Here is a 23307-nt window from a genome sequence, read left to right on the forward strand (position 1 = left end):
CGCAGTGCCGATGTACAGGGGTTGGCCGCCTTGCGGACCCCGCCTACAATCGCCCCCACTGCAGGAGAGCGGGCTTCCACGGAGGCCCTACCGAAGGCGCAAACTCCCATAAACGCTCAGGTCGGCCCGACGAGGTTCCAGGAAGAAATCAGGAACTTCGGCAAGGGGTCAGTACTGCAAATCATCGATACGGCCGTCTGGAGAGCCGCCACGCCATGTGGCGCACCGAAGGAGCAAACCCGCTGCGGGTGCAGCAGGGTGAATCTCTCAGGTACCGAGGACAGGGGGAGCGGCAACTTGGACAGCGGTCGTCCAGTTGCTTGCTATTTGTTCAATAGCACTCCACGCCCGCCGTTCAAGCGCTGCAAACTCAAAGGTACTTGAAATGCGCGTGATCGTTCTTGGCGCCGGCCTGCTCGGCGTGACTTCGGCTTACTACCTCCAGCAACTCGGCCACGAAGTGACCGTGATCGACCGGCAGGCCACCCCGGCCGCCGAAACCAGCTTCGCCAACGGCGGCCAGATCTCGGTCAGCCATGCCGAACCGTGGGCCAATCCGAGCGCGCCGCTGAAGGTGCTGCAATGGCTCGGCAAGGAAGATGCGCCGCTGCTGTTCCGCATCCGCGCCGACATGCGCCAATGGCTCTGGGGCCTGCAGTTCCTGCGCGAATGCACCCCGGCGCGCACCCGCCATAACATCGAACAAATCGTGCGTCTTGGTACATACAGCCGCGACATGTTGCAGCAATTGCGTCGAGACACCGGCCTGAGCTACGACCAGCGCACGCAAGGCATCCTGCACTTCTATACGACGCAGAAGGAATTCGACGGCGCCCTCGCGCCTGCCGAGCAGATGCGAGCCCTGGGCTGCGAACGCCAGGTGATCTCGGCCGACGAGGCCATCCGGATCGAACCCGCCCTCGCCCACATCCGCCCCCAACTCGCCGGCGCCACATACACCGCCGAAGACGAGTCGGGCGACGCCAACCGCTTCGCGCGCGAACTCGTGAAGCTGGCCGAGGCGGCCGGCGTGAAGTTCCTCATGAGCCACACGGTGACCGCGCTGCGCGAAGCCGGCGGCAGCATCGACCACGTCGAGGCGACCGACAGCGAAGGCCGCTTCCAGCGCATCCGCGGCGACGCCTTCGTGCTCGCGATGGGTTCGCTGAGCCCGCTGTACGCGGCGCCGCTGGGCATCCGCCTGCCGATCTACCCGGCCAAGGGCTACTCGGTGACGCTGCCCGTGAAGGACGCCTCCAAGGCCCACCAGGTCTCGCTGACCGACGATGAATACAAGCTGGTGTTCTCGCGCTACACGTCGGAATCGGGCGACCGTCTGCGCATCGCCGGCACGGCCGAACTCAACGGCTACGACCGCGACCTGAACCGCGTGCGCTGCGAAGCCATCGTGCGGCGCGTCGAAGAACTGTTCCCCGGCGCCGGCGACACCGAGCGCGCCCAGTTCTGGACCGGCCTGCGTCCCGCCACGCCGAGCAACGTGCCGCTGATCGGCAAGACGAAGCTGCCGAACCTGTTCCTCAACACCGGCCACGGCACGCTCGGCTGGACGCACGCCTGCGGCTCGGGCAAGTCGATCGCACGCATCGTGAGCGGACTGGCGCCCGAGGTCGACTTCACGTTCGCCGGCATGCCGGCGCCCGCGTCGCGCGCCGTGCAGCCCGCTCTGGGCTGACACGGCACCCGCCCTGGGTCATGCCTTGAACGTGACCCAGGGCTTGAGCCGCACGGCGCAGCGAATCAGCCCCGCACTTTCCTGCGCATCGATCACCGCGCCGATCGGCTTGTAGGCCTGCGGCGCCTCTTCGATGCGGCGCTCCTCGCGCAAGGTCACGCACTGCCAGCTGGCGTTCTCGTCGCCCGGCGCGGGCCGCATCGCGCGCACTTCCTGCCGCCGCATGCGTCGGCCGGCGCCATGGCTGCACGACCACAGCCAGTCCTCGTGGCCCAGTCCGGTCGCCAGGTACGAGTGATCGCCCATCGAGCCCGGGATCAGCGCGAGATCGCCCGCGTGCGCCGGCGTCGCGCCCTTGCGATGGATGTTCATTCCGTGCTCGCGCAGCACCACGTTGTGCGGCACGTCGACCACCAGCGCCGACGCCGTGGCGCCCAGCAGCTCGGCGAAGTCCTTGCGCACCAGCTCGGCCAGCACGACGCGGTTGGCCCACGCATAGCGCGCAGCCACGCCCATGGCCTCGAGGTACTCCTGGGCCAGCGGCCCGGTCAGCCCGTACAGCCCACTCTTCGGATGGCGCAACCCCTGCGGCCACTCGGCCCGCGCCCGGTCCATCCAGCGACCGCCGACATGGAACCCGATGTCGCGCGAGCCGCTGTGGATCATCACCACGACCTCGCCGGCCTTGAGCCCTGCGCGATAGGCCGCATGCCGGTCCATCACCTGGTCGACCACCTGCAGCTCGACGAAGTGATTGCCGCTGCCCGGCGTGCCGAGGCACGGGTCGCGGAAGACCTCGTGGCGCGCGCCGGTGTAGGCCGACGGTGCGTGTCGCGACCGCCCGCCGAAGCTCGCCAGGCCGATGCACGCGCCGATCTCGGCATGCAGCCGGTCGCGGTCGCACGCCGCCCAGAGCCCTTCACCGCGCACGGCATCCAGGAACGCCGCCGGCCCTTCGTCGAACAGCGCGCGAAACGCCGCCGTGTGCACCGGCACGTCGCGCCCGTTGTCGAGCAGGCTGCGCGTGAGCCGCGCGAGCAGCTGCGTCTTGTGCGGCGCCACCTGATCCAGCGTGAGGCCGGTGGTCAGCAGGCGCATGCCGCAGTTGATGTCGGTGCCGACCGCGGCGGGAATGACGAAGTCGCCATCGGTGGCCACGACGCTGCCGACCGGCGCGACCGATCCCGGATGGAAGTCCGGTGTCGCGCAGGCCTTGCACACGCCGTGCTCACTATCGGGCGAGCGCACGCTGGCGAAGGCCAGCAGCTGGTTCACGGCCTTTTCTTCCAGCGGCAGGCTCTGCGGCAGAAGAACGGTCGCCTGCGCGGCCTCGTTGCGCAGGTGATAGATGCCGTCGCGGTAATCGACGGCGATGTTGGCGCGCGAGAAAGCGCGCTGAAGTCTCGAAAAATGACGGTTGGTGGGGCTGCCCATGGCTGCAATTCCATTCGGGGAAACCGTGTCGGTTTCCGGGCCCCGGTCACATCGCGTGGCGGGGCGAAAGAGATCGACCGCGCGCCTCGGGGCACGCGGATCACTCTTTCTTGCAGCAGCAGAGATTCAAGAAAGCGGGCGGATTCTATCGACGCAGGCCGCTCGCGAAAACAGCGGGCGGGGCGCTGCGTCGTTTTTTCCCGTCAGTCCGGCGCAGTGAACACCGTCAGCACGCCCGTGTAGCCATACAGGTGATGGCGCGCGATCTCGCCGGCGGCGAAGAAGCCGACCAGCGGCACGTCGCCCAGCGCATGTCGCACGATCTGCAGTTCGGCGCCCGGCGCGCCGAAGTGCGGGCCGCCGCGGCCGGAGCAGCTCACGTACACCGCGCCGGCGATGCGCCGCGCGGGGTGCGGTGCAGCCTCGGCCTCGCCGGCCGCCACGGCGCGCGCGGTGGCCAGGGTCTGCTCCTCGGGCTCAAGTTCTTCGCGGATCTCGGCGCAGATGCGCATGAGGTCGGCGCGCGCCGCCTGCGCATTGCGGCGGCAGAAGCTCATCCGCATGCCGGCCTCGGCGTTGTCGGCGATGGCAATGCCGCGTCGCGTGGGATCCAGGCCGATGATGTGACGCACCAGCACGTCGGCGCCCAGGTCGCCGGTGCGGCGGATACCGTCGCTGCCCGCGTCGGCCAGGCCGACCAGCGTGTTGCGCACGGCGTCGATGGCTTCCTGCGGCCGGTCGAGCGACACCTGCAGGTCGGCCAGCAGCACGTCGAGCGCCGGCTCGCCGTCGAGCGCGAGCAGCAGGTTGCCATCGGCCTCGGTGATCTCGCGCTCGCGCGCGCCACCGGTGCGCAGCGGCTGGCAGCCTTGCGTGACACGCGACACCAGCCGCACGCCCTCGCCGAACACCACGCCGGACAAACCGCCCGAGAACACACCGCCCGCCGCCCCGTGACCGCGGATGTTGCCGTTGCCGCCCACCGCGAACTGCAGCGCCCCGCCGCGGCCGGACGAGAGCCCGCCGAACAGGTAGCCGGTGTCGGTGCGGCCCGCCATCTCGCCGATGAGCTCGCTCAGGTCGGGCGTCGCGGGGTCGGCGTGCACGAGCGCGGTGTGGGCCTCGAAGCCGCTCATTTCGGAGCTGCCCAACGGCGCCACGCCCGAGAACACGCGGTACTGGTCGCTGGGCAGCGCGCACAGCATCAGGCTCAGGCCGGGCTCGTCGAAATACTCGGCGTTGTTGGCCGCGACGCCGATGCCGACCGTGCCCGACCAGTCAGTGACTTCGGGCAGCTCGGCGCCCAGGTGATCGAGGATCTCCTGCGCGTCGCTCGCGTAGTGGTCGGTGATGTACAGCAGCCCGAGCGTCGGATTGGACGCGTAGTCGGGCAGCGCCATCTGTGCGCGCAACTGGGCCAGCACGAGGCCGGCGGCCATGCGCCATTGCGGGTGGGTGGCATGGCCGGTGGGAAACAGTTTCATGGTGCGTACCGACCCGTGCGTCGTCTGTCTGGAAAGGTGGCGGTCAGAAGGTGTGAATGAATCCGGCGTGGCCGAGCAGCCCGCCCAGGCGCGCGCCATCAAGGCGCAAAGCGCAGCCATAGCTCGGGCTATGGCGAGCATTTGCAACGCAGAGGGAGCGTGCCTGGGCGGGATGAGCGGGCATGGCGGGTTCGTTCACACCTTCTCAGACGTCAGCGCCGGCCGGAGGTTCGCTTGCGCGCGGCGGCGGACGTGGTTTTCTTGCGCGCGGCAGGTGCCGGTGCGGCTTTCTTCGGGGCGGCCTTCGAGGCGGTCTTGGCGGCCGGCTTGCGCGCCGCCGTCGACTTGCCGATGACCTGCCCCACGGCGTCGGCCAGCGGCTGCGCCATGGCCGGCACCTTGAGCTGCGCCGCGTCCTGCAGCGCCGTGCTCGCGATCTGCTGGAACTGCTCGGTCAGCGAGCCCCACCATTGCATCGGGTCGACCACGCCGGCAGCGCCGTCGGCCGCGCGTGCGGCAGCCGGCCTGGCGCGCGACTTCTTCTTCGGTGCCGGGGTTGCCTCTTCCTCTTCTTCCTCGATCTCGTCGAAGTCTTCTTCCTCTTCCTCCACGGCCTCGGGCTCAGGCTGGGGTGCCGGGGCCGGTGCAGCGGGAGCCGGCGCTGGCGCAGGCGCCATGGCCGCGGCCTGCCGGGTGAATGCGCTGGCGATGTCTTCCATGCGCACGTTCATGCCGCGCAGGGTCGACAGTGTCATCTTCTGCACCTCGAGCGCCTGGATGGTCGCCTTGAGCGCGTGGCCGTTCTGTTCGAGCCAGTACTGGACCGTCTTGAGTTCCTGGATGCGCTTGTCGACCTCTTCGACGCTCATGGTGGGCGCCACCCAGCTGGCGAGGCTGGGGATGCCGGGCACGGACCCGGAGCCCGCCGCGGCACCGCCGGCAAGGTTCTTCAGGAAGTCGAATCCGGGGACGAACTGGCTGAAGTCGAAGGGTTTGCTGGCATTGCTCATGCGGGAGGTCTCCTGGCTGGGTTTTCTTGTGTTGCCAGCTTACTCCAAGCCCTTGGCGTGCGAATCAGAGCTCGTCCCTGACCCGGCTGAAAACCTTCCAGAAAACCGCGTCCTGCGAGGTCGCGAAGTTGATCCGCATCATCGTGCTCGGCGGACGGCGCGCATGGAACAGCGAGCCCGGCGCCAGCAGGTAGCCCTGGTCGAGCATGCGCTGGGTGAGCGCGTCGGTGTCGACACCCGTGTCGACCCAGCCGAAGAGTCCCGCGGGTTCCGAGGCGAAAGTGCAGCCGTGGGCCATGGCCAGCTTCACCGCGCGGCCGCGCGCGCCATCGAGCCGGGTGCGAATGCGCTCCGAATGGCGGCGCAGCTGCCCCTGGTCGATGCACCACGAGAGCGCCCGCTCGAACAGCGTGGGCGAGGTCAGCGTGGCCAGCAGCTTGGTCTCGAGCAGCCGCTCCTTCAGCGCGGGCGAGGCGGCCAGGAAGCCGATGCGCCAGTTGGGCGCCAGGATCTTCGCGAAGCCGCTGACGTAGATGGTGCGCTGCAACCCGTCGAGCGCACTGAGCCGCGTGGCGTGCTCGGGCGCGAGGTGGCTGTAGGTGTCGTCCTCGACGATGTGGAAGTCGTGTTCGTTGGCCAGCTTGAGCACGCGGTGCGCGCTGCCGGGCGTGAGGCTGTAGCCGGTCGGGTTGTGCAGCACGCTCACGCTGACGAAGAGCTTGGGCTTGTGCAGCGCGCAGTACTGCGCCATCACGTCGAGGTCGGGCCCGTCGGCGCGGCGCGGCACGGGCAGGATGCGCATGCCCAGCGCCTCCAGCCGCGCGAACTCCAGCGCCCAGCCGGGCTCCTCGACCATCACCGGGTCGCCCGCGCGCAGCAGGCTGCGGCTCACGATGTCCAGCGCGTGCGTGGCGCCGATGGTGGTGACGATCTGGTCCGGCCCGGCCGGCACGTTGATGCGCACCAGCTTCTGCGACAGGCTGCGCCGCAACGCGAGATCGCCCGAGGGCTCGCCATATTGAAGCGATAGCTCCTGCAGCGCAGACGTCGTGGTCACGCGGCGCACCGCGGTCGCCATGAAGGTCGACGCCATCCAGTCGGGCGGGAACACGCCCATGCCCGGCTGCGGCTTGTCGCTCGGGCGGTGGAACATGCTGCGGATCAGCGAGCTGGCATCGGCCGGCACGCGCGAGGCCATCATCGGCGGGACCTCGGGAACGGCATGCGCCGGATTGCGCGGGCTCTCGGGCACGGGCGCCGAATCGCGCACATAGAAGCCGCGCTGGCGGCGCGCCTCGACCAGGCCTTGCGCCAGCAACTGGTCGTACGCGGCGACCACGGTGTACGGGCTCACGCCCTGCTGCCGCGCGCATTCGCGCACCGAGGGCAGGCGCGCGCCGGGCGCCAGCAGCCGGTTGCGGATGCGCTCGGCGAGACGATCGGCCAGCTGCCCGGTCAGGGACTGGGTGGAGGTTCGGGTCAGCATCGAGTCGGGCTGCATCGCACAGTGTGTCGAAGGAATGACCAATACAGATTTCAGATTTGTTTGATCATCTGTACTGGAACTGTAATGGTCTCAAGTTTAGAGTGTGTGACATGAACTGGCAAGAATTCACCGCGCTGCTGGTGCTGGCCACGGCGATGAGCTTCTCGCCCGGCCCCAACACCACGCTCTCCACCGCCCTGGCGGCCAACGGCGGCCTGCCGCGCGCCATGCGCTTCGTGGTCGCGGTGCCGGTCGGCTGGACCTTGCTGCTGGCCATCTGCGCCGCCGGCCTCGGCGCGCTGGTGGTGGCGATGCCGCCGCTGCGCCTGGCGATCAAAGGGCTGGGCATCGCCTACCTGCTGTGGCTGGCTTACAAGCTCAGCGGCAGCGCCCAGCTCGGCAAGGCCGACAGCGCCAGCCTTTCGGTCGGGTTCGGGCAGGGCGTGATGCTGCAGTTCGTGAACATCAAGGCCTGGCTGCTCGCGCTCACGCTGGTGGCCGGCTGGATCGCCGGCCAGCCCGACGCGCTCGCGCGCTTCGCCATCGTGGCGCCGGTGATGCTGACCTATGCCTTCGCGAGCAACTTCGCCTATGCGCTGGTCGGCGCGCTGCTGCGCGAGTGGCTGGCCAAGGGCACGCGCCTGCTGTGGTTCAACCGCGCGATGGGCCTGATCCTGGTGCTCACGGCCTGGTGGATGGTGAGCGTCTGACCATGACCAAGCTCCACATCAAGGATGAAACGCTGGGCATGTGGCTCGGTGTGGTGGGCGTGGCCCTCTTCGCCATCACGCTGCCGATGACGCGGCTGGCCACCGGCACGCAGGCCGATCCGCAGCTCTCGCCGTGGTTCGTCACGCTCGGGCGCGCGGCGCTGGCGGGCGTGCTGTCGGCCGTCTTCCTGCTGGTCACGCGTTCGCCGCGCCCCGCGCCGCACCAATGGAAGCCGCTGGGCATGGCGGTGCTGGGCAACGTCATCGGCTACCCGCTGCTGCTGGGCTACGCGCTGCGCGTGGTCACGGCCAGTCACGCGGCGGTGGTGACGGCGCTGCTGCCGCTGGTCACGGCCGCGGTCGCGGCCTGGGTGCTGCACCAGCGCGCGCGACTCGGCTTCTGGCTCTGCGCGGTCGCGGGCAGCCTGCTGGTGGTGGTGTTCTCGGTGCTGCGCGCGCAGCAGAGCGGCCACGGTTTCGGCTTCGAATGGGCCGACCTGCTGCTGGTCGGCGCTGTCATCGCCGCTTCGGTCGGCTACATCTACGGCGCACAGGTCACGCCCGCGCTCGGCGCCGAACGCGTGATCTGCTGGGTCTGCGTGATGGCGCTGCCCGTGACGCTGCCCGCCACCATCGCCTTGTGGCCGCAGCAGCCCGTGGCCGCGTCGGCCTGGGTCGGCTTCACCTACGTGGGCATGTTCTCGATGTGGATCGGCTTCTTCGCGTGGTACCGCGGCCTGGCCCTGGGTGGCGCGCTGCGCGTGAGCCAGACGCAGCTGTTGCAGCCCTTCCTGTCGATCCTCGCGTCGATCCCGCTCCTGGGCGAACCGCTCGACCTCGTGACGCTGGGCTTCGCCGCCGCCGTGGTCGCCACGGTGGTCGTGGGCAAGCGGCTGTCGCAACCCCAGGCCGCGCCCGCCGTTGCGCGCGGCGCAGAGTCTCAAGCCAGGAGCTGACGACGATGCTCTTCAGCCATGTCACCGTCGGCTGCTCGGACCTCTCGCGCGCCGCCGCGTTCTACGACGCGGTGCTCGCGCCGCTCGGCCTGATCCGCCGCCCCGTGACGCCCGACGGCGGCCCCGACGCCGCCTGCTGGATCGCGCCGGGCCAGACGCTGCCGCGCTTCTATGTGTACATCCCGCTGGACGGCGAACCCGCCAGCGCCGGCAACGGCAGCATGGTCGCGTTCTGCGCGCCTTCGCCGCAGGCCGTTCACGCCGCCCACGAGGCGGCCCTGCGTCACGGTGGACGCGACGAAGGCGCGCCCGGTCCGCGCCCACGCTACGGTCAGGGCTATTACGGCGCCTACCTGCGCGACCCGGACGGCAACAAAATCCATGTCGTGCACCGCGGCGACATCGCGCCGTCCTGAGTCCGACACCCGCACACTCACCCGCTCACCTCTCATCCGCCAGAAAGAAGAAAGCCTCCCATGAACTGGAAACTCGCCGCCCGCGCCGCCAAGATGAATCCTTCGGTGCTGCGTGAAATCCTCAAGGTCACCGAGCGCCCCGGCATCATCAGCCTGGCCGGCGGCCTGCCCTCGCCCAAGACCTTCCCGATCCAGGCCTTCGCCGACGCCTGCGCCGAAGTGCTGCACAACGACGGCCAGGCCGCGCTGCAGTACGCCGCCAGCGAAGGCTACGCGCCGCTGCGCCAGGCCGTGGCCGACATGCTGCCCTGGGACGTCGAGGCCTCGCAGGTGCTCATCACCACCGGCTCGCAGCAAGGCCTGGACCTCGTGGCCAAGGTGCTGATCGATCCGGGCAGCAAGGTGCTGGTCGAGACGCCCACCTACCTCGGCGCGCTGCAGGCCTTCGGCCCGATGGAGCCGCACCCCGTGGGCGTGGCCAGCGACGACGAAGGCGTGGTGGTCGACGACCTCGTGGCCAAGGCCGCGGATGCGCGCTTTGTCTACCTGCTGCCCAACTTCCAGAACCCCACCGGCCGCACCATGACCGAGGCGCGCCGCGCCGCCGTGTCGGCCGCTGCGGCTGCAGCCAACCTGCCGATCGTCGAGGACAACCCCTACGGCGAGCTCTGGTTCGACGAAGCCCCGCCGCTGCCGCTGGCCGCGCGCAACCCCGAGGGTGTGATCTACCTGGGCTCGTTCTCGAAGGTGCTGGCCCCCGGCCTGCGCCTGGGCTTCCTGGTGGCGCCCAAGTCGATCTATCCGAAGCTGCTGCAGGCCAAGCAGGCGGTGGATCTGCATACGCCGATCTTCACGCAGCGCATGGTCTCGGCCGTGATGAAGGACAAGTTCCTCGACAGCCACGTGCCCACCATCCGCGCGCTCTACAAGCGCCAGCGCGACGCCATGATCGCCGCGCTGCAGCGCGAGATGGCCGGCCTGGACGTGAAGTTCAACGCCCCCAAGGGCGGCATGTTCCTGTGGGCCCGTCTGCCCGAAGGCATCGACACCGTGACGCTGCTGCCCAAGGCGGTCGAGCGCAACGTGGCCTTCGTGCCCGGCGCGCCGTTCTACGCGGGCGAAGGCGATCCGCGCACCCTGCGCCTGTCTTTCGTGACCGCCAGCGTCGAGGACATCGACCGCGCCATCGCCGCGCTCGCGCAGACGCTGCGCGAAGAACTGGCACTGCTCGGCCGCGCGCCGCAGCAGCTCGCCGCCGCACAAGCCTGAACAGGCGGACGACGATGCACATCGCCATCCTGACCTTCGACGGCTTCAACGAGCTCGACTCGCTGGTCGCGCTCGGTGTGCTCAACCGCGTGAAGAAGCCCGGCTGGCGCGTGACGCTGGCCTCGCCCAGCGCCACCGTGACCTCGATGAACGGCGTCACGGTGCACGCGAGCTCGACGCTCGAAGCGGCCTGCGAGGCGGGCGCGGTGATCGTCGGCAGCGGCATCCGCACGCGCGAGATCGCCGCCGATGCCAGCCTCATGGGCGTGCTGCGCGGGCTCGACCCGTCGCGCCAGCTCATCGGCGCGCAATGCTCGGGCACGCTGCTGCTGGCCAAGCTCGGCCTGCTGGGCACCGTGCCCGCCTGCACCGACCTCACGACCAAGCCCTGGGTGCAGGAAGCCGGCATCGAGGTGCTCAACCAGCCCTTCTTCGCGCAGGGCAACGTCGCCACCGCGGGCGGCTGCTTCTCGGCGCCCTACCTCGCGGCCTGGCTGATCGCGCGCACCGAAGGCATCGAGGCCGCGAAGAGCGCGCTGCACTACGTCGCGCCGGTCGGCGAGAAGGACGACTACGTGGCGCGTGCGATGCGCAACATCGAGCCGTACCTGCTGCAACCTGCCACCGCCACAGCCACCTGAAGCAAAGAAAAGAAAAGCCACGCTCATGATCGGACTCGCCACCCTCTCGCTCTTCCTGCTCGCCGTGCTGGCGCTGTTCCTCTCGCCCGGCCCGAACATGGCCTTCGTGATGTCGCACGGCGTGGCGCACGGCCCGCGTGGCGGCTTCGCGGCGGCCGTCGGCATCTCGGCGGCGGACCTGGTCCACACGCTGTTCGCGGCCACCGGCGTCACCGCGCTGGTCGCGGCCTGGCCGCCCGCCTTCGACGTGCTGCGCTATGCCGGCGCGCTGTACTTGGTCTGGCTTGCGATTCAGGCGCTGCGCAGCGGCGGCGGCTTCCGCCCCGGCGCGCAGGCGCAGCCGGCAGGGTTCGGCCGCATCGTGCGCATGGCGTTGCTGAACAACCTCGTGAACCCGAAGGCGCTGCTGTTCTTCATGGTCTTCCTGCCGCAGTTCGTCGATCCGACGCGCGGCAGCGTGCCGCTGCAGCTGGTGCAGCTCGGCGTGGTGCTGTCGGTGGCCGCGCTCGCGTTCAACACGCTGCTGGGCGCCTGCAGCGGGCAGGTCGGCCGCTGGCTGCAGCAGCGTCCCGGCGCCGAGAAGTTCCAGCGCACGCTGCTGGCGCTCGTGATGATCGGCCTGGCCGTTCGCCTGCTGCTGCTCGACCGCCCTTCCGCGCCACTTTCCGCGCTGCCCGCACAAGGACACTGACCGCCATGCTGAACATCTGGGGCCGTATCAGCTCGATCAATGTGCGCAAGGTCGTGTGGTGTGCGCAGGAGCTCGGGCTCGACTTCCAGCGCACCGAAGCCGGTGGCAAGTTCGGCGTCGTGCAGACACCCGAATACCGCGCGCTCAACCCCAACGCCATGGTGCCCACCATCGACGACGGCGAAGGCGCCGAGCGTGTCACGCTGTGGGAGTCGAACGTCATCGTGCGCTACCTCTGCGCGAAGCATTCGCACGGCACGCTCTATCCGAGCGAGCTGCCCGCGCGCTTCGACGCCGAGCGCTGGATGGACTGGCAACAGACCACCCTCAACCGCGCCAGCCGCGACGCCTTCGTGCAATGGATACGCACGCCGCCTTCGCAGCGGCAGCCCGCGCTGATCGCCGCGTCGGTGCACGCGAGCGAGGCGCTGTTCGCCATGCTCGACGCCCACCTCGCGCAGCGCCCCTACATGGCCGGCGATCGCTTCACCATGGCCGACATCCCCATCGGCTGCGAGGCGCACCGCTGGTTCGGGCTGCCCGGCGCCGAATACCGCCGGCCGACATGGCCAAACGTCGAGCGCTGGTACGCCGATCTGCTTTCCCGCCCGGGCACGCGTGGCGTGCTCGATCTATCCCTCGAATGATCCTGATGAAATCCCGCCCCTTCAAGCAAGTCGACGTCTTCACCGCCACTGCCTACTTCGGCAATCCGCTCGCGGTGGTGATCGACGGCCAGGACCTCGACGACGCGACGATGCAGCGCTTCGCGCAGTGGACGAACCTGTCCGAGACCACCTTCCTGCTGCCGCCGACCGACCCGGCCGCCGACTACCGCGTGCGCATCTTCACGCCCGGCGGCGAACTGCCCTTTGCGGGGCACCCGACCATCGGCAGCTGCCATGCGTGGCTGCAGGCCGGCGGCAAGCCCAAGGCCGCGGGCCGCGTGGTGCAGCAGTGCGGCGCCGGCCTGGTGCCGCTGCGCCGCGACGGCGAGCGCCTGGCCTTTGCCGCGCCACCGCTCAAGCGCAGCGCGCCGAGCCCCGCGCTGCTGGCCAAGGTGGCCGGTGCGCTGGGTCTGAAGGCGCAGCAGATCGTCGCAGCGCAGATGCTCCAGAACGGCCCCGCCTGGCTCGGCCTGCTGCTCGAGAACGCCGATGCGGTGCTGCAACTGCGCCCCGATCACCGGCTGCTCAAGGAGCTGGGCGTCGAAGTGGGCGTGGCGGGCGTGCCTTCGGCGGACGACTCTTCACAGCTGATCAGCCGATCGAACCGTGAAGCGCGCGCCTTCGGCACGCGGTCGGCGACCGTGGCCGCGATCGACACCGACGGCCCGACGATCGATCTCGAGGTGCGCGCCTTTGCAGCAGCCGTCGGCGTCGACGAAGACCCGGTCACCGGGAGCTTCAACGCGGGACTCGCCGAATGGCTGATCGCCGACGGCCACATGCCCGAGCGCTACCTGGCCGCGCAGGGCCAGTGCCTGGGCCGCGCGGGCCGCGTGTACATCGAACGCGACAGCGACGGAAAGATCTGGGTCGGCGGCGATGCCGTGACCTGCGTCGACGGCCACGTCTCGCTCTGAACAGGCACGCCACCATGCACCCCGCCGAAGTCGACCACCTCGTGATCGCCGCCGCTTCGCTGGCCGAGGGCGTGGCATGGTGCGAGGCCACGCTCGGCGTCACGCCCGCGTCGGGCGGCGCGCACCCGCTGATGGGCACGCACAACCGGCTGCTGAACATCGCAAGCGACGCGTTCCCTCGCGCCTATGCCGAGATCATCGCCATCGAGCCCGGCAAAGCGCCTTCGCGGCCGAAGACACGGCGCTGGTTCGACCTCGACGACGCCGCCCTGCAGGCCGCGCTCGCGCAGCACGGCCCACGGCTGATCCACTTCGCGGCGCGCGTGCCCGACGCGCATGCCGCCACGCAGGCGCTTGCGCGCGAGGAGCATGCGCACATCGACCGCGGTCACCTGCTCGCCGCCTCGCGCGACACGCCGGCCGGCCGGCTCGAATGGCAGATCACGGTGCGCGACGACGGCCAGCGCCTGTTCTACGGCGCGCTGCCCACGCTGATCCAGTGGGGCGCGGTGCATCCGACCGACGCCATGCCCGCCTCGGGCCTCACGCTGCGTTCGCTGCGCGCGGTGCATCCGCGCGCGCCGGCACTCTCTGCCGCGCTCACGGCCATCGGCATGGGCAGCCTGCCGGTCGACGCCGGCCCGCCCAACCTCGTCGCCGTGCTCGACACGCCGCGCGGCCTCGTCACCCTCGAATCGCAAGGACTCTGACCATGCTCACCCTGACCGAAATCGCCTGGTTCGCCCTCGCCTCGCTGCTGCTGGCGCTCACGCCGGGGCCGAACATGATCTATTGCGTGTCGCGCACGCTGATCCAGGGCCGCCGCGCGGGGCTCATCTCGCTGGGCGGCGTGCTGATGGCCTTCCTGGTGCACCTGTTCGCCGCCGCGCTGGGCCTCACGGCGCTGCTGCTGGCGGTGCCGGTCGCGTTCGACGCGATCCGTTTCGCCGGCGCAGCCTACCTGCTGTGGCTCGCATGGCAGGCGGTCAAGCCCGGCGGCAATGCCCCCTTCGAAGCCCGCTCGCTGCCGGCCGATCCACCCGCCAAGCTGTTCCGCATGGGCTTTCTCACGAACCTGCTGAACCCGAAGGTGGCGATGTTCTACCTCTCGTTCTTCCCGCAGTTCATCCACCCCGAGCGCGGCTCGGTGCTGCTGCAGAGCCTGCAACTGGGCTTGGCACAGATGGCGAGCAGCGCGCTGGTCAACACCGTGATGATCGTCGGCGCCGCCAGCATCACGGCCGTGCTGTCGCAAAGCGCCGGCTGGCTGCGCGCGCAGCGCTACATCATGGGCAGCGTGCTGGCCGCGCTGGCCGTGCGCGTGGCGCTCACCGAACGCAAGTAACGAGGACACCGCCCGATGCGATTCACCCGCGAAGAGATCGAAGCCGCGCAGCGCACCGTGCATGCGGCCATGCCGCCCACACCCCAGTACCGCTGGCCGCTGCTGTCGCAGCGACTGGGCGCGACGGTGTGGGCCAAGCACGAGAACCACACGCCCGTCGGCGCCTTCAAGATCCGCGGCGGCCTGACCTACTTCGAGACGCTCGCGCGCGAGCAGCCGCAGGTGCGCCACGTGATCAGCGCCACGCGCGGCAACCACGGCCAGTCGGTCGGCTTCGCCTCGCAGCGCCACGGGCTGGCCACGACCATCGTGGTGCCGCACGGCAACTCGCGCGAGAAGAACGCCGCGATGCGCGCGCTCGGCGTCACGCTGGTCGAGCACGGCGACGACTTCCAGGCCGCGGCCGAGCATGCGGCGGTGCTCGCCGAGCGCGACGCGCTGCACCGCGTGCCCTCGTTCCATCGCGAGCTGGTGCGCGGCGTGTCGACCGCATATGTCGAGTTCTTCAGCGCCTTGAAAGACACACCGCCCGACGTGCTCTTCGTGCCCATCGGCCTGGGCTCGGGCTTCGCCGGCGCGGCGGCGGCGCGCGCGCATTGCGGCGTGTCGACGAAGCTCATCGGCGTGGTGTCGGCCCATGCCACGGCCTACCGCGATTCCTTCCGTGCGCGCCGTGCCGTCGAATCGCCCGCCACCACGCTGCTGGCCGACGGCATGGCCTGCCGCACGCCGGTGCCTGAATCGCTGGATGTGATCCTGCGCGAAGCCGACGACGTGATCACCGTGACCGACGACGAAGTGGCGCAGGCGATGCGCGTTCTTTTCAGCGACACGCACAACGTGGCCGAAGGCGCGGGCGCCGCGGCGTTGGCGGGCGCGCTTCAGCAGCAGGAGCGATGGCGCGGCAAGACCATGGGCATCGCGCTGAGCGGCGGCAATGTCGATGCCGACATGTTCGCCGGGGTGCTCGGCGGACGTTGACGCGTCAGGGCAGCGGGTCGGTGTTCGCTGTGCTCAGCGGCAGCCGTGACACCTCGGCCAGCAGCAGCGCCAGCTGCTGCGCCGCTGCATCGATCACCGCCTGGCCCTTCTCGGCTGTGGCCGCCGCTGCGTTGCCGGCCGCGCCCTGCGCGTTGTAGTCCTCCATGGCCCAGCCGAGCTTGGCGCTCTTGCCGTTGCCGAGGATCGCGTAGTCCGCCGCGCGTTGCTCCGACGTGGAACGGAAATCCTTCGCCTCGCCCATGCGCACCAGCGCGGGCGTCAGCGCCAGCATCATCGAGGTCTCGACCTCGCCCGCATGCACGCCGAAGCGGTGCTCCTGGGCGCTGAACTGCGCGTTCGCGTCGCCCAGCGGCAGGTTGAACCAGCTCACGCTGTAGACGATCAGGCCGTGCGCGGCGCGCAGCTCGCGCGCCACGATGTCCATCGCGCCCACATGGCCGCCATGGGCGTTGAACAGCACCAGCTTCTTCACCCCCGCGCGCGCCACGCCCTCGCCGATCTCCTTCCACACGCGGATCAGCGTCTCGGCCGACAGCGTGAGCGTGCCCGCGAAACGCGCGTGCTCGGGGCTCAGGCCGATCTGCTGGGTCGGCAGGAACAACACCGGCAGTTCGGGCGCCAGCAGCGGCAGCGCGGCGGCCACGATGCCGTCGGCCAGCACGGTGTCCACGCCCAGCGGCAGGTGCGGGCCGTGCTGCTCGGTGGCGCCCAGCGGCAGCACCGCCACGGTGGTCGCCGCATCGAGCGCCGCGAAGTCACGCGTCGTCAACTGGGACCAGAAACGGGGCGGGGAGACCGGAAGTGCGTTCATGCCGCGATCTTAGGGCGGCGCCTCGAGGCACGTCAGGGCGCGTTGTGGGTAGCACTTGCATACAACTTGCCAACATCGGATGAATTGATCGCGAATCTGTTCACGATTAGTTCTCATCTTTGCCCATATTCGGCTCAATTGTTAACAAATTGGCCTAGAGTCCCTTTTCACGAACTTTCCGCCACGGCTTGTCACGGCCCAGGAAGGTTCACGCAAAAGGGAGTAGCGTGTCCATCCATTCCAAAAAAGATGGAGGCACCGTCGTTGCCGGGCGCAAAGTCGCGCCCTTCAAGGCATTGCCTCACCATCTCGCACGTGCCGTGCGAGGTTTCTCGCCGATCGTGTGCGTGCTGGTCTTCGGAACCGGCACTGCGTACGCGGATTCCACCGTCGCGCCCCCGCCTGCCGCCCATCTCGGCGGCGCGGTGGCTTATGACGCATCGCAGCACGACGACCTGATCGTCGCGCGACGCGCCGGCCGCACCACGCCGGCCGCCGCGCTGCAGCAACTGCACCAATGGCTGGCCGGCCCGCTGAGCGACGCACAGCGCCGCCGCGTGGCCTCGGACGCCATCGCGATCGCGGTGGCCGACGGCCAGTTCGCCGACGCGGTGGCCGTCGCCCGCCAGGTGCCGCCCGCCGGGCTGGACGATTACGCGCTCGGCCCGCTGGCCGGCGCCGCGCGGCGCACGGGCGACGTCTCGCTGCAAGGCGACACGGTCAAGGTCTGGCGCGCACGCCAGCCGGCGGCCCGCGAACCGCGCATCCACGAAGCCTTCTGGCGACTGGCCAGCGGCGACACGGCGGGCGCGCAGACGATCTACCAAGCGCTGGCACAGCCCGCGCCCACCGCGATCGCGGACCGCGTCGCGCTGCTCGACCTGCGCGCCGCGCTGGCGCGTGCGCAGGGGCAGCCCTTCCAGGCGCTGTCGGCCTACGGCGAGATCACCGCGCTGCAGCCCGCCCGCCGCGATGCGCAACGCGACGCCGACTTCCTGCTGGCCGAGTACGGCGGCGCCACGGCCGCGTTTGCGGATGCGCAGGCGGCCGAACGCAAGCAGCCCGGCAGCATCGCGCCGCTGACACTCGCACTGCTCGAACAACAGGCGCTGGCACAGCAACTGCGCTGGGCCGTGAAGGCGCGCGACCAGCGCCTGGGCGCCGCGCGCGTGACCGACCTCGACAAGGTGCTGGCCGCCCAGAGCGACGCGCTGGCCCGTGTCGATGCCGCGATCGCACAGCCCGCCACGCCGGACGCCGACACCTGGCGCACGCTGCGCGTGCGGCTGCAGTCGGACCGCATGATGGCGCTGCTGGAGCGCGGCCGCCCCGCCGACACCATCGCGCTGTACGACACGCTGCATGCCGACGGCACCCCGCTGCCGCCCTATGCGCTGGGCACCGCGGCCCGCGCGCTGGCGCAGGAGCGCCGCTCGGTCGATGCCGTGCCGCTGTTCGAAAAGGCCGTCGCCGATCTGCCGATGCCCGACAGCCTGCATTTCGGTCTGGTCTATGCCTACCTGGACACCGGCCGCTTCGACGACGCCGAAGCGCTGCTCAAGCGCATCGAGGAGGCCACGCCCGTGCTGATGCGGCTGGCTCCGGAAGCCGGCCGGCCCAACGACCAGTTCTCCGAAGTGAGCGGACTGAGCGCGCTGCTGCAGCTCTACGGCGACCGGCCGAAGGTTGCGCAGCCGCGCTTCGAGACGCTCACGCAGGAAGCCCCGCTCAACGCGAGCTACGCCTACGGCGCCGCGCTCACCGAGCGGCTGCGCGAACACCCCGAGGCGTCCGTGGCGCGCTTCGAGGCACTGAGCACCGACCACCCCGACGACCTGAGCGTGCGCACGGGCCATGTCGAGGCGCTGCTCGACGCCGACGAGTTCCGCGCCGCGCGGATCCGCGCCGAAGCCGTCGAAGCCGATGCACCTGATTCCGCCGAAGTGCGCGAGATGGCACGCAAGCGCCGCTCGCTGGTCGGCCCGCAGCTCGAAGTCGATGCCGAAGGTTCGCGCGGCGGCGGCACGCTCGCCAGCCGCGAATGGCGCGTCGACAGCCGGCTCAGCTCCGGCCTCATCGGCGATGCGTGGCGCGTGTTCTATGCGCAGACGCTGGGCCGCGGCTACACCTCCGAAGGCACGGCCCGGTGGGCGCGCGGCGGTCTTGGCGCGAGCTGGCAGCAGGGCCGATGGCTCGCCGAAGGCGTGCTGCAGCATTCGAACAACGGCCGCTACCGCAACAGCGTGGCCGGCCGCGTCGACTACCGCGCCAGCGATGCCTGGCGCCTGTCGGCCACCTACGACGGCGACAGCAAGGAGCTGCCCTGGAAGGCGCGCGCCATGCCTTTCGGCGCGCAGGCCATCGGCGCGCGCGAGTTCGGCGCCAGCGTGGCCCACATCGTCAACGAGTCGCGCCGCTTCGACCTGCAGTGGCGCCGGCTCGACTTCAGCGACGGCAACCTGCGCGACGGCCTGGACTTCGGCTGGCGCGAGCGCTGGGTCAGCACGCCGCGCTTCCAGCTCGAGACGCGGCTGGGCGTCGATGCCAGCCGCAGCCGCCTGCAGGACGTGCGCTACTACAGCCCCTCGCGCGACGCCAGCGCGCAGCTGTCGGTGCGCGGCCAGTGGCTCACCTGGAAAAGCGACGACCGCCAGTTCTTCCAGGTGCTGGAGCTCGGCGGCGGCAGCTACCACCAGGCCGGCTTCGGCAGCGGCCCGCTGTGGAACGTGCGCTACGAGCACCGCTGGGCCCTCGGCCAGAAGCTCACGCTGCGCTACGGCCTGACCTTCGGCAGCCACCCCTACGACGGCGTGCGCGAAAAACAGCGCGGCGTGTTCCTGAACCTTTCGATGCCCTTGCAGTGAGGCCCGCGATGCAAGCCCCCACCTTCTTCCTCCGGTTGCGCGCCGCCCTGCTCGGGCTGCTGCTGGCGGCGGCACTGCCGACGCTCGCTGCACCGGTGCTGCCCGCCGACCCCGACAACGGCGTCGACTTCCGCGTGATCTCGTTCCACGACGTGCGCCCCAACGTGCGCGCCAGCTTCGAGACCTCGCCCGACGAAACCGCCATCGACGAGCGCACGCTCGCCGAAGTGTTCGCCTGGTTGCAGCACAGCGGCTACCACCCGGTCAGCCTGCAGCAGATCATCGACGCGCGCAGCGGCGGCAAGCCGCTGCCGTCGCAGCCCGTGCTGCTGACCTTCGACGACGGCTACCGCAGCGCCTACACCCACGTGTTCCCGCTGCTCAAGCGCTTCAACTACCCGGCGCTGTTCGCGCTCGTGACGAGCTGGCTCGAAGTGCCCGAAGGCCAGCCCGTGCACTGGGGCGACAAGCCCGCGCCGCGCGAGAACTTCCTGCTGTGGCGCGAGGCCGCCGAGATGGCGCGCTCGCCGCTGGTCGAGTTCGCGAGCCACACCGATGCAATGCACACCGGCATCCTGGCCAACCCGCAAGGCAACCTGTTGCCGGCCGCCGCCACGCACCGCTACGACCCGGCCACCGGCCGCTACGAGGACGACGCGGCCTACCTGCGCCGCATCGAGACCGACCTGCGCCGCAGCCGCGAACTCATCGAGAAGCGCACCGGTGCCAAGGTGCGCGCCACCGTGTGGCCCTATGGAGCCTACAACACGCCCGCGCTGGAAGCCTCGGCGCGCGTGGGCATGCCGATCACCTTCACGCTCGACGACGGCTCGAACACGAAGGAGATCCCGCTCAACCGCATCCGCCGCGCGCTGGCCGCCTACGACAACGAGGCGCCCGACTACGTGCAGATGCTGCGCAGCCCGGTGGGCGGCGAGGTGCGCCCGATCAACCGCGTGATGCACGTGGACCTGGACTACGTGTACGACCCCGACCCGACCCAGCAGGAGCGCAACCTCTCGGCGCTGATCGAGCGCGTGGCCGCCGTGCGTCCGCGCTCGGTGTTCCTGCAGGCCTATGCCGACCCCGACGGCGACGGCGTGGCCGACGCGCTGTACTTTCCCAACCGCCACCTGCCGATGCGCGCCGACCTGTTCGCCCGCGCCGCCTGGCAGCTGCGCAGCCGCACCGGCGTGAAGGTCTATGCCTGGATGCCCGTCACGGCCTACAAGCTGCCGACCTCGAACCCGCTCGCCACCCACACGGTGCGCACCATGAAGGGCGATGCGCCGGCCGACCGCTACCACCGGCTCTCGCCCTTCGACCCCGCCGTGCGCACGCTGGTGGGCGACCTGTACGAAGACCTGGGCCGCCACACCTTCTTCGAAGGCCTGCTGTTCCACGACGACGCGATGCTGTCCGACGACGAGGACGCGAGCCCCGCGGCGCTGGCCATCTATGCGAAGTGGGGCCTGCCGGCCGACGTGGCGGCGATCCGCGCCGATCCGCAGTTGATGGCGCGCTGGACCACCGCCAAGACCGGCTACCTGATCGACTTCACGAAGGAACTGGCGGCACGCGTGGGCACCTGGCGCCCGGCGCTGGAGACCGCGCGCAACCTGTACGCGCGGCCGGTGCTCGAGCCCGCCGCCGAGCAGTGGTTCGCGCAGAACTACGAAGCCTCGCTCGCCGCCTACGACTACGTCGGCCTGATGGCGATGCCGCGCATGGAGCAGGAGGCCCGCACCGCCGCCGACAGCGACGCCTGGCTGGGGCGCCTGGCCCAGCGCGCGGCCGCCACGCCGCACGGCCTGGACCGCACCGTGTTCGAGCTGCAGGCGCGCGACTGGCGCACCGGCAAGCCAGTGGCCGACGCCGAACTCACGCGCCAGTGGACCCTGCTGCAGCGCGCCGGCGTGCGCCACCTGGGCTACTACCCCGACGACTTCCTGAACAACCAGCCCTCGCTGGACACCGTGCGCCGCGCGATCTCGGTGCGCTCGCTGCTCTCGCGCGCGCCCCGGCGCAACCACGACGCCGCGACGCTGCCGCCCGAAGGAGGCAAGCCCCGATGAACACGCTCCAGATGCTGGTGGACCTGATTCCACCGGTGCTCTTCGGCTTCGTCTTCTACTACCCGTTCTTCATGGCCTGGGTGTGGATGGCGGGCGGGCTGTCGCACGCCTGGTCGTTCGAGCGCAAGAAAGACGTCGAGGTCGACCCGCTGACCCTGCTGCCCTCGCTGCCGCTGGTGACGGTGGTGGTGCCCTGCTTCAACGAGGCCCCGCACCTGCGCGAGGTGATCGAGCAGCTCATGCGCACGCGCTACCCGCACTACGAGGTGATCGCCGTCAACGACGGCAGCACCGACGGCACCGGCGAGCTGCTGGACGCCATGACGCAGGAGTTCCACCACCTGCGCGTGATCCACAACGCCAGCAACCAGGGCAAGGCCGTGGGCCTGAACACCGCCTGCCAGCTGGCGCGCGGCGAGTACATCCTGGGCATCGACGGCGACGCGCTGGTCGACCCGAACGCCATCGCCTGGCTGCTCAAACGCATGCTGGCCTCGGAGCACATCGGCGCCGTCACCGGCAACCCGCGCATCCGCACGCGCACCACGCTGCTGGGGCGCATGCAGGTGGGCGAGTTCTCGTCGATCATCGGCCTCATCAAGCGCTCGCAGCAGCTGATCGGCACGCTGTTCACGGTGTCGGGCGTGCTCGCCATGTTCCGCCGCCGCGCGGTGCTCGAAGTGGGCTTCTGGAGCCCCGACGTGCTCACCGAGGACATCGACATGAGCTGGAAGCTCCAGCTCGCCGGCTGGCGCCTGCGCTTCGAGCCGCGCGCGCTGTGCTGGATCCTCATGCCCGAGACCCTGCGCGGCCTGTGGAAGCAGCGCCTGCGCTGGGCCGTGGGCGGCATCCAGACCATGCTGCGCATCACGCCGTCCATCCTGCGCCTGCGCAGCTGGCGCCTGTGGCTCATCTACAGCGAGTACATGGTGAGCGTGGTGTGGGCCTATGCGATGGCGCTGGTGCTGCTGATCAGCTTCATCCGCCCCTTCCTGCCGCAGGTGTCGGCCTGGCACTCGGCCCTGCTGCCGCACTGGCAGGGCACGCTGCTGGCCATGACCTGCATCCTGCAGATGCTGCTGAGCCTGTGGATCGACCGTCGCTACGACCGCGACCTCATGCGCTATTTCGCCGGAACGATCTGGTACCCGATCGCTTTCTGGACGATCACCATGGCGACCACCGTGGTCGCCCTTCCCAACGCTCTGATGCGTCGTCGCGGCAAGCGCGCGGTGTGGACGAGCCCTGACCGTGGAGTTTCCGATGTCCCTCGAGAATGACCCGACCCTGGTGCAGCCCCCGCACATCCCGCCCCCGACGCGACAGCGCTCCTGGGGCCAGCCCGCGGTGGACGAGCCCATCATCGACGCCGCGCGCATCCCGCTGCACGCCTTCGGCAACGGCCGCTCGCCCGCGCGCAACCTGGCCATGTACCTGTGGCTGCGCGTGCTGCGCCCCGCGATCACCGTCGCGATCTGGTTCTGTGCCATCTGGTACGCCTGGCCCTACGTGCTGGGCGCGCGCTCGCAGCCCGAGGTGCTGCAGCTGCTGGGCCTGTACGCCATCGTCATCGGCGTGATCCTGGCCTCGATGCTGCTCATGGGTCCGCTGCGCCGCCTGCAGCACCGGCGCGAGACACCGCCCGAGCAGGAACAGTCGTCGCTGTTCGCGCTGGCCTCCTACATCGAAGTGCCGCCCGCGCGCCTGTCGACCTGGCAACGCGCGCGCCAGCTGCTGGTGCACCACGACCGCGACGGCCAGCTGCGCGACGCCACCGACACCGCGCCGGGCGCACTGGAAGACATCGCACCGCCGAAGCGCCGCAAGGCCTGAGC

Annotated in this window: 21 protein-coding genes and 2 riboswitches; of the genes, 16 read left to right on the forward strand and 5 right to left on the reverse strand. The window is 70.1% G+C overall.

Annotation, left to right across the window (positions count from 1 at the left end; translation table 11 throughout):
- The first annotated feature begins 51 nt into the window (after positions 1 to 51).
- Positions 52 to 142: riboswitch (glycine riboswitch) on the forward strand.
- A 45-nt stretch (positions 143 to 187) separates the two neighbouring features.
- A riboswitch (glycine riboswitch) is annotated at positions 188 to 294 on the forward strand.
- 91 nt (positions 295 to 385) lie between these two features.
- Entirely contained in the window at positions 386 to 1693 is a 1308-nt protein-coding gene (locus D3H34_RS25310; protein WP_119556993.1) for a D-amino acid dehydrogenase, read from the forward strand.
- A gap of 18 nt (positions 1694 to 1711) precedes the next feature.
- Here the strand turns inward: D3H34_RS25310 and D3H34_RS25315 are convergent, their stop codons facing one another.
- The 4 genes from D3H34_RS25315 to D3H34_RS25330 form a co-directional block, all read right to left on the reverse strand.
- The gene (locus D3H34_RS25315; protein WP_119556994.1) at positions 1712 to 3127 is read right to left on the reverse strand and encodes an RtcB family protein; all 1416 of its coding nucleotides are present in this window, start codon (positions 3125 to 3127) and stop codon (positions 1712 to 1714) included.
- 203 nt (positions 3128 to 3330) lie between these two features.
- Positions 3331 to 4611 (reverse strand): FIST signal transduction protein, encoded by a 1281-nt coding sequence (locus tag D3H34_RS25320; RefSeq protein ID WP_119556995.1) that lies wholly within the window; start codon positions 4609 to 4611, stop codon positions 3331 to 3333.
- Positions 4612 to 4823: 212 nt separating this feature from the next.
- On the reverse strand, positions 4824 to 5621 hold the full coding sequence (locus D3H34_RS25325) for a PhaM family polyhydroxyalkanoate granule multifunctional regulatory protein (RefSeq protein ID WP_119556996.1): 798 nt from the start codon (positions 5619 to 5621) through the stop codon (positions 4824 to 4826).
- A gap of 64 nt (positions 5622 to 5685) precedes the next feature.
- Positions 5686 to 7107, reverse strand: a complete 1422-nt coding sequence (locus D3H34_RS25330; RefSeq protein WP_119557022.1) for an aminotransferase-like domain-containing protein — start codon at positions 7105 to 7107, stop codon at positions 5686 to 5688.
- Positions 7108 to 7217: 110 nt separating this feature from the next.
- Here D3H34_RS25330 and D3H34_RS25335 point away from each other — a divergent pair, with 110 nt between their 5' ends.
- From D3H34_RS25335 to D3H34_RS25385, 11 genes are read left to right on the forward strand one after another with little or no spacing between them, the layout of a single operon-like run.
- Positions 7218 to 7817 carry a LysE family translocator gene (locus D3H34_RS25335; RefSeq protein WP_119556997.1) on the forward strand — a complete coding sequence of 200 codons (600 nt, stop codon included), beginning with the start codon at positions 7218 to 7220 and terminating at the stop codon, positions 7815 to 7817.
- A gap of 2 nt (positions 7818 to 7819) precedes the next feature.
- Complete coding sequence (locus tag D3H34_RS25340) at positions 7820 to 8773, forward strand: DMT family transporter (RefSeq protein WP_119556998.1); 954 nt, start codon at positions 7820 to 7822, stop codon at positions 8771 to 8773.
- A gap of 5 nt (positions 8774 to 8778) precedes the next feature.
- Entirely contained in the window at positions 8779 to 9189 is a 411-nt protein-coding gene (locus D3H34_RS25345; RefSeq protein WP_119556999.1) for a VOC family protein, read from the forward strand.
- A 60-nt stretch (positions 9190 to 9249) separates the two neighbouring features.
- Positions 9250 to 10458: an aminotransferase-like domain-containing protein gene (locus D3H34_RS25350; RefSeq protein ID WP_119557000.1), complete on the forward strand. Its 1209-nt coding sequence runs from the start codon at positions 9250 to 9252 to the stop codon at positions 10456 to 10458.
- A 14-nt stretch (positions 10459 to 10472) separates the two neighbouring features.
- Positions 10473 to 11099, forward strand: a complete 627-nt coding sequence (locus D3H34_RS25355; RefSeq protein WP_119557001.1) for a DJ-1/PfpI family protein — start codon at positions 10473 to 10475, stop codon at positions 11097 to 11099.
- A 25-nt stretch (positions 11100 to 11124) separates the two neighbouring features.
- Complete coding sequence (locus D3H34_RS25360; RefSeq protein ID WP_119557002.1) at positions 11125 to 11790, forward strand: LysE family translocator; 666 nt, start codon at positions 11125 to 11127, stop codon at positions 11788 to 11790.
- Positions 11791 to 11795: 5 nt separating this feature from the next.
- Entirely contained in the window at positions 11796 to 12437 is a 642-nt protein-coding gene (locus tag D3H34_RS25365) for a glutathione S-transferase family protein (protein WP_119557003.1), read from the forward strand.
- A 5-nt stretch (positions 12438 to 12442) separates the two neighbouring features.
- A complete protein-coding gene (locus D3H34_RS25370) occupies positions 12443 to 13375 on the forward strand; it encodes a PhzF family phenazine biosynthesis protein (protein WP_205736805.1) in 933 nt (310 codons plus the stop codon).
- A 14-nt stretch (positions 13376 to 13389) separates the two neighbouring features.
- The gene (locus D3H34_RS25375) at positions 13390 to 14085 is read left to right on the forward strand and encodes a VOC family protein (RefSeq protein WP_119557005.1); all 696 of its coding nucleotides are present in this window, start codon (positions 13390 to 13392) and stop codon (positions 14083 to 14085) included.
- 2 nt (positions 14086 to 14087) lie between these two features.
- The gene (locus D3H34_RS25380) at positions 14088 to 14720 is read left to right on the forward strand and encodes a LysE family translocator (protein WP_119557006.1); all 633 of its coding nucleotides are present in this window, start codon (positions 14088 to 14090) and stop codon (positions 14718 to 14720) included.
- 15 nt (positions 14721 to 14735) lie between these two features.
- Positions 14736 to 15701, forward strand: coding sequence for a threonine dehydratase (locus tag D3H34_RS25385; protein ID WP_119557007.1), 966 nt, complete (start codon positions 14736 to 14738; stop codon positions 15699 to 15701).
- A gap of 4 nt (positions 15702 to 15705) precedes the next feature.
- On the opposite strand, the gene D3H34_RS25390 is transcribed toward D3H34_RS25385, so the two are convergent.
- Complete coding sequence (locus tag D3H34_RS25390) at positions 15706 to 16533, reverse strand: creatininase family protein (RefSeq protein ID WP_119557008.1); 828 nt, start codon at positions 16531 to 16533, stop codon at positions 15706 to 15708.
- A gap of 227 nt (positions 16534 to 16760) precedes the next feature.
- On the opposite strand from D3H34_RS25390, the gene pgaA reads away from it, so the two are divergent.
- The 4 genes from pgaA to pgaD are packed head-to-tail and all read left to right on the forward strand — an operon-like array spanning position 16761 to position 23305.
- Positions 16761 to 19397 carry a poly-beta-1,6 N-acetyl-D-glucosamine export porin PgaA gene (gene pgaA, locus D3H34_RS25395; RefSeq protein WP_167481273.1) on the forward strand — a complete coding sequence of 879 codons (2637 nt, stop codon included), beginning with the start codon at positions 16761 to 16763 and terminating at the stop codon, positions 19395 to 19397.
- Between the two features lie 8 nt (positions 19398 to 19405).
- Positions 19406 to 21472 carry a poly-beta-1,6-N-acetyl-D-glucosamine N-deacetylase PgaB gene (pgaB, locus tag D3H34_RS25400; RefSeq protein ID WP_119557010.1) on the forward strand — a complete coding sequence of 689 codons (2067 nt, stop codon included), beginning with the start codon at positions 19406 to 19408 and terminating at the stop codon, positions 21470 to 21472.
- Positions 21469 to 22752, forward strand: coding sequence for a poly-beta-1,6-N-acetyl-D-glucosamine synthase (pgaC, locus tag D3H34_RS25405; RefSeq protein WP_119557011.1), 1284 nt, complete (start codon positions 21469 to 21471; stop codon positions 22750 to 22752). Before pgaB ends, pgaC begins: the two co-directional genes overlap by 4 nt.
- Positions 22736 to 23305, forward strand: a complete 570-nt coding sequence (gene pgaD, locus D3H34_RS25410) for a poly-beta-1,6-N-acetyl-D-glucosamine biosynthesis protein PgaD (protein ID WP_119557012.1) — start codon at positions 22736 to 22738, stop codon at positions 23303 to 23305. The genes pgaC and pgaD overlap by 17 nt, the downstream gene beginning before the upstream one ends.
- The last annotated feature ends 2 nt before the right edge of the window (positions 23306 to 23307 follow it).

It is taken from the genome of Acidovorax cavernicola, from assembly GCF_003581445.1.

Excerpts from the sequence above, each read along its gene's own strand:
- D3H34_RS25310 (WP_119556993.1), top strand. The coding sequence starts at position 386 with ATGCGCGTGATCGTTCTTGGCGCCGGCCTGCTCGGCGTGACTTCGGCT.
- D3H34_RS25315 (WP_119556994.1), bottom strand. The coding sequence starts at position 3,127 with ATGGGCAGCCCCACCAACCGTCATTTTTCGAGACTTCAGCGCGCTTTC.
- D3H34_RS25320 (WP_119556995.1), bottom strand. The coding sequence starts at position 4,611 with ATGAAACTGTTTCCCACCGGCCATGCCACCCACCCGCAATGGCGCATG.
- D3H34_RS25325 (WP_119556996.1), bottom strand. The coding sequence starts at position 5,621 with ATGAGCAATGCCAGCAAACCCTTCGACTTCAGCCAGTTCGTCCCCGGA.
- D3H34_RS25330 (WP_119557022.1), bottom strand. The coding sequence starts at position 7,107 with ATGCTGACCCGAACCTCCACCCAGTCCCTGACCGGGCAGCTGGCCGAT.
- D3H34_RS25335 (WP_119556997.1), top strand. The coding sequence starts at position 7,218 with ATGAACTGGCAAGAATTCACCGCGCTGCTGGTGCTGGCCACGGCGATG.
- D3H34_RS25340 (WP_119556998.1), top strand. The coding sequence starts at position 7,820 with ATGACCAAGCTCCACATCAAGGATGAAACGCTGGGCATGTGGCTCGGT.
- D3H34_RS25345 (WP_119556999.1), top strand. The coding sequence starts at position 8,779 with ATGCTCTTCAGCCATGTCACCGTCGGCTGCTCGGACCTCTCGCGCGCC.
- D3H34_RS25350 (WP_119557000.1), top strand. The coding sequence starts at position 9,250 with ATGAACTGGAAACTCGCCGCCCGCGCCGCCAAGATGAATCCTTCGGTG.
- D3H34_RS25355 (WP_119557001.1), top strand. The coding sequence starts at position 10,473 with ATGCACATCGCCATCCTGACCTTCGACGGCTTCAACGAGCTCGACTCG.
- D3H34_RS25360 (WP_119557002.1), top strand. The coding sequence starts at position 11,125 with ATGATCGGACTCGCCACCCTCTCGCTCTTCCTGCTCGCCGTGCTGGCG.
- D3H34_RS25365 (WP_119557003.1), top strand. The coding sequence starts at position 11,796 with ATGCTGAACATCTGGGGCCGTATCAGCTCGATCAATGTGCGCAAGGTC.
- D3H34_RS25370 (WP_205736805.1), top strand. The coding sequence starts at position 12,443 with ATGAAATCCCGCCCCTTCAAGCAAGTCGACGTCTTCACCGCCACTGCC.
- D3H34_RS25375 (WP_119557005.1), top strand. The coding sequence starts at position 13,390 with ATGCACCCCGCCGAAGTCGACCACCTCGTGATCGCCGCCGCTTCGCTG.
- D3H34_RS25380 (WP_119557006.1), top strand. The coding sequence starts at position 14,088 with ATGCTCACCCTGACCGAAATCGCCTGGTTCGCCCTCGCCTCGCTGCTG.
- D3H34_RS25385 (WP_119557007.1), top strand. The coding sequence starts at position 14,736 with ATGCGATTCACCCGCGAAGAGATCGAAGCCGCGCAGCGCACCGTGCAT.
- D3H34_RS25390 (WP_119557008.1), bottom strand. The coding sequence starts at position 16,533 with ATGAACGCACTTCCGGTCTCCCCGCCCCGTTTCTGGTCCCAGTTGACG.
- pgaB (WP_119557010.1), top strand. The coding sequence starts at position 19,406 with ATGCAAGCCCCCACCTTCTTCCTCCGGTTGCGCGCCGCCCTGCTCGGG.
- pgaC (WP_119557011.1), top strand. The coding sequence starts at position 21,469 with ATGAACACGCTCCAGATGCTGGTGGACCTGATTCCACCGGTGCTCTTC.
- pgaD (WP_119557012.1), top strand. The coding sequence starts at position 22,736 with ATGTCCCTCGAGAATGACCCGACCCTGGTGCAGCCCCCGCACATCCCG.